Source organism: Streptomyces sp. NPDC059851 (genome assembly GCF_042732005.1).
GTDB lineage: Bacteria > Actinomycetota > Actinomycetes > Streptomycetales > Streptomycetaceae > Streptomyces.
Window position 1 is genome coordinate 1 of the sequence record NZ_JBHWJJ010000230.1, and the last position, 7,001, is coordinate 7,001.

Sequence of the window (7,001 nt, forward strand, 5' to 3'; positions counted from 1 at the left end):
CCGTGGGCACGCTCCCGAACCGGCTGTCCACCGACTTCCGGAACCCGGTGGCAGGACCGCCGCTGCCCGCCGGCCGCCGAGGAGCTGCCGGCGGGTGAGGGCGCGCCTTCATCAGGCGTTCGGCTACGAGGCGGAGGTGACGGCGTCCTCTTCCGGTTCCACCGGCGCCCGCGGCGCGCCAGTCAGCGTCGCCCGATCGGGCAAGGTCCTCCGGTCACGCCCTGTCGCGCGATCAGTCCTCGTCCTCCCAATCCTCGTCCTCCCAGTCCTCGTCATCCCAGTCCTCGTCCTCCTGGACGTAGGCAAGCGGTTCGGCCACCCATCCCGTGGCGAGTACGAGCCGGGAGGACCGCTGCACGGCGAGGAAGCCGAAGGGCCGGTCGAACCGGAGGTCGATGGTCCGCACACGGTACGGCGGCGGTCGCATGCCTGCCCCGGCCGCACCGAAAGCGGTGACGGCGGCGGCCTCGAACCCCTTCGCGTGGAACCGTGCCATGGCCGACTGGCTGCCCGACTCGATGAGGAGCGGGTCGCGGCTGATCCCGGGGAAGTGACCGGAAGGGTCACGCGTGCGGGCCGTTTCCAAGCCGAACAGCCCGGCGTGCTCCAGGAGGTCGTGTTCCGCCTCGACGGAGAAGGCCACCGTTTCGACGGCCAACCTCGGTTCGGGCCGGTACGCCGCCCCGCGGCCGATCCGGAGTCCCGGTCCGGGCGTGCCCCAGGGCAGGTCGAAGCCGTCCACCGACGGCACGGCGCGGGTCGCGGCGGCGATGCCGCCGGCCAGCACCTGCCCGGCCGCGGCATCCGGGGTACCGAGTACGAGGTGGACGTCCACTCCGCCGTCGCCGACCACCTCGAAAACGGTGACCGGACCGGCGGGCGTCTCGGCGACCCGGACGCGGTGCAGCAGCGAGGTCGTGCGGTGCAGCCGGAGGACCTGCTGATCGGCCCACGGACCCTCGTGGAGGGTCCCCGGCCACTCCTGGAACGGCCGGATCCAGCGGAGCCGCAGCGCCAAGGCGGACGCCAGAACCAGGCGGGTGTGCTCGGTCAGCTGCACCGGCATCCGCTCGATGAGGCCGCCCGTCCTCGCGGCCGTCCAGTCGTCGAGCAGCTTGCGGTCGGCGGCCCGGTCGCCGGTGAGCCTGCCGCGCGTCCCCTCGGGCAACCGGGCCGCCCAGTCCGGATCGAGGGGCAGGTCCGCCCGCGCCCACAGACCGGTGGCGGCCTCCAGGTCCGGTATTCGCCCCAGAGCGGTCAACAGCTCCCGGGACGCCGCAGAGGCCCGGTCCGCGGGTATGCCGAGGGCCCCGGCCAGCTCCTCCCGGGCCGGGCCGTCCGCGCCGTCCGCCAGCAGGGCGAGCAGCGGCCAGACCCCGGCGGCGGTCAGGACCGTTCCCGTGCGGCCGTCGGGCGCGACAGCGGCCTCCGCCCAGCGGCCGGTCAGCCGGTTGACCGCGCGGATCGTCGAGTTCCTCATGCTCATGCGCGGGAGCCTATGTGAAGGCCGCCGCCCGGCCCGAGCCGTTTTCCGCGGCCCGGCGGCGCCGGTCAGGAGGGCGGCCGCCCGGTCAGCGGCCGTGCAGTCCCCGGTCGACGGCGGTGATCAACTCGCCGCCCGCGGTGTCCCCACCCAGCGACCAGAACAGGACGCCGCCCGGGCCGCGTCCGCGGACGTCAGCCGACTTGGTCCGCAGCACCTGTGGGTCGTCGTAGGTCCACCTGTGGTCCCGGCGCAGACCGGGCGTGCCCGCTCCTCCGGTCTCGGTACGGAGCGCAACTCCCGCTCCGGGCCGCCTCCTTCAGCGCCCTCGGCCCTCCCAGTCGGATGTCCACCTGTGGCCGGTGCCGCGGCCGGTGCCGGGCTGTCCCGTGCCGTCCCCGCTGAAGTCCCGCGGCGCAGCGACGGACTGCAGCGCGGTGGTCTGCTCGCCCGACACGTGGATGTAGTAGTCCTGCAGGGGGATGGGACCAGATCCCGCCACACTACGGCGGACGTTGCAGCCCGCGAGTGGTCGGAGCCGCCGACAGGGAGTGCGGCGGCGCTGGTGCGAGCGCCGCCGCCGGCCCCTCACCCCGGCCCAGCTGGCCCAGGCCAACACAGCCATGGGCTGCCCGTGTGGGCGCCCATGCAATTTCTCACGTGGCGTCGCGGTCACGACGTGAGCGTGACGGTGGAACACCGCGCTCGCCCCTGCCTCACGGCGCGGCTGGGCACGCTGATAGAACCCCGTCATGACATACCGATTTACTGCCCGCGCCGCCAGGACCGAGATCGACCCTGACGGCTACTTCACCGAAGCCGCTCTTGCCGAGGGTGAGGATGGAAGCGGTTTCATCCTGATGTTCATGGCGGGAGAGGAGGAGCCCGATGACCAGGAGGTCGCCCTCGGGATGGACACACACTGCCTGGTCACGGCCGGGCAGGGCACCGCATACGGCTGTGTGCGGGAAGCCGTCCTGATGGGAAACGTTCTCCGCATCTCACTCGACCCCGAAGCACTGGAAGACCTGCGGCTGACCGAGCACGAGATCGAAGCCGTCATCGAAGCGCCGGCCGAAGACATCAGGCAGTTCCGCGAAGTCCTCGCTCAGGTGCTCGGATACGGGCGTGCGGACGCAGTGCCCACCCGCGTAGGCATCTGACCGGCCAGCCCGGCTGTCTACACCAGCGCTACACTGAGCGGCCCAACGGGGTGGGAAGCCATGCGAAGCCGCAGCGCCATCCGTGCGGAATACGTGACTGTCGGCAGCCCGGTACGCGGACCAGTCGACCGTGTCATCGACATGATCTCCGGCTACGAAACTCTCGCCAGAGCCAGCCAAGGTCATACGTCGGCAGGGCGAGGCCAGTGGTCACCGCCTTCGTGGCAGTGGCACGGACTGGCCACGCGAACGGGCGAACTCGCCAATCGCCTACCACGCCGCACTCCACTTCGCCGCCGTCCTCATCCGGACCCGCAGCTGACCAGAGAGCAAGAAGCGACTAAAGGTTCCCGGCGTTCCCGACGTTGGCAACCATCGTGCGTAGCACCTTGAGCGCGGCGACGTACTCCTCGTTGCTGATGCCCTTGTGGACCACGGCGCGGAGCTCGGTCACCAGCCCGCGCAGTCGAACCCTGGCGGCCTCACCCGCGTCGGTCAGGTGCAAGCGCTGCCCGGCGTCGACTCGAAGCCAGCCGCGGTGGATCAACTGGTCGACGACCCGGGTGATCTCGGGCGGACCGTCCGCGAGGGATGCCAGCCGGGTGGCCACCTCCTCACGGCTCCCAGTAGCGCACGTCATCCAGTGAACAGAAAGCTCGTCATGACCACCTCAGCACCGGCAACGCCGTTCACCGGCCCGGCGCCCGCGCAGCGCCTGGAGCAGGCGGCCACAGCGCTGGCGGGGGCCTTCAGCAAGGACGTGCCCCTCCGCCGGGTTGATGGAGGCCGGTTGTGATCGGCTGCTGCCGTCTCTGCCAAGCGATGCGGAGCGCCGCACGTGCCGACGCCCCGGTCGCAGACACGCAGTTGTAGGTACCGGGTTCCGCAGCCGACCGCCCCACACCGGCGCGCCCGGGTGAACGATCGAGGCGGGAGCTGCTGGAGCAGGTTCACCTGCGGGCGTACCACAGGCGCTTCGAGCTGTGGTGTCCGCTGTTCGGTCGGCCCGTGTGAGGTCTCAGGCGTCGCCAGCTTGCACGAGCGCCCGTCATGCGGCTCCTCCTTGTCGAGTGGGCTTTTGGTACCGCGTCAGGGTGATCCGGTCGGCGAGATCGTGCGGCGTGGATGCGGTCGGTCAGACGCATTCGCCAACGACAACTTTGACGGTCGAGTACGCGCGGCGAAGTTCCTTCAGTGGCTGGTACGCCGGGGAGTCCCAGAACTCCTGGAGGGCGGCTTTCGACGGGAACCGATGGATGACCAGGGTCGTCGGGTGCCAGTCACCTTCGAGTACCAGCGGGTTGTCGTCGATCAAGACATTGCTGCCACCGGCCTTGTCGATGAGGGGGGTGACCCCGTCGACGTACTGCTGGAACCCCTCCCGATCGGCGATGTCGAGATCGATGACGACGTAAGCGGTCATGCCTGTCCTCCATACGTTCACTGGCGTGTTGCCATCGACCGTACGGGGACCATTCCTGGCCTTTCCATACGCTGAAGGAGCCAGAACATACGCGATCGTCCCATCGCACGGCGTACGGATAGGGTGGCCGTCCATGGACCTGTTCAGCGACGTCATGGCCACCACGCGGGTCGGCCGAGCAAAGTTCACCCGTAGGCGACGCAGCGGTGCATGGGGGAACCGATTCGGCCCGTACCCGGGCGCGGGGTTCCATGTCGTCCTCCAGGGAAACTGCTGGCTGCTGACTCTGAACGACTCCCCCACCATGCTCACCTCCGGCGACGTGGTGTTCCTGCCACACGGAACGTTGCACGCCATGAGCAACAGCCCGGACCGGGCGGCAACAGCCCTGCCACCCGAGCCGGAACCGGGGCGGCACGACGACTTCAGCGTCGTCGGGGACGACTCGCCGTGTGGCGATGACACGCTCCTGCTGTGCGGCGCATACCGTCTCGACGGAGGGCAGGTCCACCCCTTCCTGCGGGCCCTCCCCGAGATCGTCCACGTCCCTGCCCGGCCGGGCCGCCACCCGGCCCTGCGCACTGCGATTGACCTTCTGGCCGGCGAACTGGCCCATGCCCGACATGGCGCGGACGTCACGCTGCAAGCCCTGCTCGACCTGCTCCTCGTCTACCTCCTGCGAGCATGGCTGGAGGAAGAATCCACTCGTCGACCTGGCTCTGGCTGGCTCGCCGCGCTGACCGATCCAGCGATCGCCGCGGCCCTCAACCATCTCCACCGGGAGCCTGCGCGGCCGTGGACCGTGCAGGAGCTGAGCAACCAAGTCGGCTTGTCCCGGACCGCGTTCGCCAAACGCTTCACCTCGTTCGTGGGGCAGTCACCGATGGCTTACCTGGCCTGGTGGCGCATGACCACCGCGGCCCGGCTCCTGCGCACCAGTGACGCTCCCCTCGCCTCGGTGGCCCAACGAGTCGGCTACACCTCGGAATTCGCCTTTTCGAACGCTTTCAAGCGGACCTTCGAGATCGCTCCTGGCCACTTCCGCCGACAGCACCGCGCGAGTGCCGACCCCGACCCCGATCCCGATCCCGATCGCGATCAGCGAGGTGTCCGGGGCTGAGGGCCGCCGAGGTAAAGCACCGCGCGAAGATTCCGTCGCGGACATGCTAATGACCGCTCGTCGGCGAGCTCACCCTCACCCAGCGGACCGTCAACCACGCGCTCGCCCAGGCCCGCACACCCGTCGAACGAGGCATGGCCCGGCTGAGGTCCTGGCAGGTCTTCCGCAGATCACGCATCAGCCCGAACCGGATGACGTCCATCGCCCGAGCGGTCCTCACCGTGGGGGAGCAACGCTGAAAAGGCTCAATAAACGATCACGCTGTCCATGAAGCGACGTCCCATACGGCCGGACCCTGGAGGGGGAGGTGTGCCATGCCGGGACCTCGACGAAGTTCGTGCGGCGACAGTCAGCTCCTTGTCGTCTTCACGGCGGTCACGGTTCGCGGTACGTGCCCGGGCCAGTCCACGATCCGTACCGCCGCGCCGGCGGCCTCCATGCCCCGGCAGCGTGCGTGGTGCCTGCGGGCGATGCCGTCCAGGTCTAGGTGGGACGCGAAAGCGGGATGCGACGCCAGCCGTCGCGCGTACGACCACAGGTGGGGGTGGTCGGTGATGCGGTACACCGCTGCGGCGTCCAGGTGCCAGCGGTGCACCGTGTCCAGTTGCACCAAAGTCACCCACACCTGCACGTCCGCGGCGGTGAGTTCCCCGCCGAGTACGTACTCGGCGGAGGCGAGCCGCCGCTCCAGTGCGTCCAGTGCGCGCGACAGGGTGGTGAGCGCGGTGTCGCGTGCCACCCAGTCGATGCCGGACTGGCCGGCGCGCTGTGCCGCTGCGTTGATGTCCTGCTCGCACAGCCGGCCGATGGCCTCGATCCGTTCATCGGCGCCGTCCGGGTACAGGCGCGGCCCGGAGGCGCCGAACCGTCGGGTCAGGTCCTGAAGGATGTCGGGGGTATGCGTGCTGACGATCCGTCCGGCCCAGTCATCGCTGAGCACCGGCGCCACGGCCGGTCCCGGATGCTGGTGCGAACTGGCCTCGTACAGCGGGCGTAGCGCCAGGTACCCGCCGTCGGGCGCGTCGGGCACGGCGGGCAGCAATGTCATCGGGAGGGCGTCGTCCAGGCCGAGCAGGCTGTGCGTGATGGCGATCCGCAGACACCGCGGACAGGTCAGTGCGAGGTGGAGCCGGTAGCGGTGCGGCACGGCAGGGTAGCCGCTGCGCGCGTCACGGCCGATCCTGCTCCGGAAGGGCGGCACGGCTTTCTGGGAAGTGGCGGACATGCGTCTCCCTGAGAATGCTCGATCACGGCCATGGGACGACGGCAGGCGACGGCTTCGGCGCGTGCGGGACCTGGTGGGTGCGTGCGCGGAGGGTCAGCGGCGGGCGGGTGCGGGGCCGCCAAGGTGCAGGGGACTCGCCGCACTGCACACGCGCAGAAGGTCGATGTGGCGGCGGGAGGTCAGCAGCGGCAGCGGCAGCGGCAGAACAGCGGTGAGAACGCCGTCAGTGCCGCGGTCCAGTGCCGAGCAACCCATGATTCCCTACCGGTTCACTAGGATTCACCATTCCGGAGTGTCGACGCGTGTTCGGGCGCTGTCAAGAGGGCCCGTGTCCTCGGCCGGGGCGTAAGAGGGACGAGAACCAGGCCTCGACCGGCCGGGCCGGTTCCTGCTGCCATGCCGATGAGGTTTCGGGCGGGGGCGAGGTGACTGCCTCGACGGGTGGGGCCGCTCGGAGGGCGGTGTGGGGCGCGATCCGTTCGTTCAGCCCTTGGCCAGCAGGCCGCGGCTGCGCAGCACCCACCGCTCGACCGGGCTGAAGACCAGCAGGTCGATGGCGATGCCGACGACGAGGATCAGGATGATGG

General features: G+C 70.0%; 7 protein-coding genes and 3 pseudogenes. 4 read left to right on the forward strand and 6 right to left on the reverse strand.

Features of this window, described 5'->3' with window-relative positions; all coding sequences use genetic code 11:
* Positions 1-232 precede the first annotated feature (232 nt).
* The gene (locus ACFV7Q_RS37815; protein ID WP_385435484.1) at positions 233-1,486 is read right to left on the reverse strand and encodes a serpin family protein; all 1,254 of its coding nucleotides are present in this window, start codon (positions 1,484-1,486) and stop codon (positions 233-235) included.
* 85 nt (positions 1,487-1,571) lie between these two features.
* Positions 1,572-1,700: a hypothetical protein gene (locus tag ACFV7Q_RS37820; RefSeq protein WP_385435485.1), complete on the reverse strand. Its 129-nt coding sequence runs from the start codon at positions 1,698-1,700 to the stop codon at positions 1,572-1,574.
* 535 nt (positions 1,701-2,235) lie between these two features.
* On the opposite strand from ACFV7Q_RS37820, the gene ACFV7Q_RS37825 reads away from it, so the two are divergent.
* A complete protein-coding gene (locus ACFV7Q_RS37825; protein WP_385435486.1) occupies positions 2,236-2,646 on the forward strand; it encodes a hypothetical protein in 411 nt (136 codons plus the stop codon).
* Positions 2,647-2,986: 340 nt separating this feature from the next.
* Here ACFV7Q_RS37825 and ACFV7Q_RS37830 read toward each other — a convergent pair.
* Positions 2,987-3,277 (reverse strand): annotated as a pseudogene (locus ACFV7Q_RS37830) (MarR family transcriptional regulator); the annotation flags it as partial.
* Between the two features lie 30 nt (positions 3,278-3,307).
* Between ACFV7Q_RS37830 and ACFV7Q_RS37835 the strand changes: the two are divergent.
* On the forward strand, positions 3,308-3,442 hold the full coding sequence (locus ACFV7Q_RS37835; protein ID WP_385435487.1) for a hypothetical protein: 135 nt from the start codon (positions 3,308-3,310) through the stop codon (positions 3,440-3,442).
* Positions 3,443-3,781: 339 nt separating this feature from the next.
* Here the strand turns inward: ACFV7Q_RS37835 and ACFV7Q_RS37840 are convergent, their stop codons facing one another.
* The gene (locus ACFV7Q_RS37840; RefSeq protein ID WP_385435488.1) at positions 3,782-4,069 is read right to left on the reverse strand and encodes a DUF1330 domain-containing protein; all 288 of its coding nucleotides are present in this window, start codon (positions 4,067-4,069) and stop codon (positions 3,782-3,784) included.
* A gap of 133 nt (positions 4,070-4,202) precedes the next feature.
* Here ACFV7Q_RS37840 and ACFV7Q_RS37845 point away from each other — a divergent pair, with 133 nt between their 5' ends.
* Together ACFV7Q_RS37845 and ACFV7Q_RS37850 are read left to right on the forward strand one after the other, a co-directional pair.
* Entirely contained in the window at positions 4,203-5,189 is a 987-nt protein-coding gene (locus ACFV7Q_RS37845) for an AraC family transcriptional regulator (protein ID WP_385435489.1), read from the forward strand.
* Positions 5,190-5,242: 53 nt separating this feature from the next.
* Positions 5,243-5,428 (forward strand): annotated as a pseudogene (locus ACFV7Q_RS37850) (transposase family protein); the annotation flags it as partial.
* Between the two features lie 110 nt (positions 5,429-5,538).
* On the opposite strand, the gene ACFV7Q_RS37855 reads toward ACFV7Q_RS37850, so the two are convergent.
* Both ACFV7Q_RS37855 and ACFV7Q_RS37860 read right to left on the reverse strand, forming a co-directional pair.
* On the reverse strand, positions 5,539-6,414 hold the full coding sequence (locus ACFV7Q_RS37855) for a glutathione S-transferase C-terminal domain-containing protein (RefSeq protein ID WP_385435490.1): 876 nt from the start codon (positions 6,412-6,414) through the stop codon (positions 5,539-5,541).
* Between the two features lie 483 nt (positions 6,415-6,897).
* Positions 6,898-7,001 (reverse strand): annotated as a pseudogene (locus ACFV7Q_RS37860) (ABC transporter permease); the annotation flags it as partial.

What these genes read in the sequence shown, in the direction of transcription:
- ACFV7Q_RS37815 (WP_385435484.1), bottom strand. Translation starts at nt 1,486, where the DNA reads ATGAGCATGAGGAACTCGACGATCCGCGCGGTCAACCGGCTGACCGGC.
- ACFV7Q_RS37825 (WP_385435486.1), top strand. Translation starts at nt 2,236, where the DNA reads ATGACATACCGATTTACTGCCCGCGCCGCCAGGACCGAGATCGACCCT.
- ACFV7Q_RS37835 (WP_385435487.1), top strand. Translation starts at nt 3,308, where the DNA reads ATGACCACCTCAGCACCGGCAACGCCGTTCACCGGCCCGGCGCCCGCG.
- ACFV7Q_RS37840 (WP_385435488.1), bottom strand. Translation starts at nt 4,069, where the DNA reads ATGACCGCTTACGTCGTCATCGATCTCGACATCGCCGATCGGGAGGGG.
- ACFV7Q_RS37845 (WP_385435489.1), top strand. Translation starts at nt 4,203, where the DNA reads ATGGACCTGTTCAGCGACGTCATGGCCACCACGCGGGTCGGCCGAGCA.
- ACFV7Q_RS37855 (WP_385435490.1), bottom strand. Translation starts at nt 6,414, where the DNA reads ATGTCCGCCACTTCCCAGAAAGCCGTGCCGCCCTTCCGGAGCAGGATC.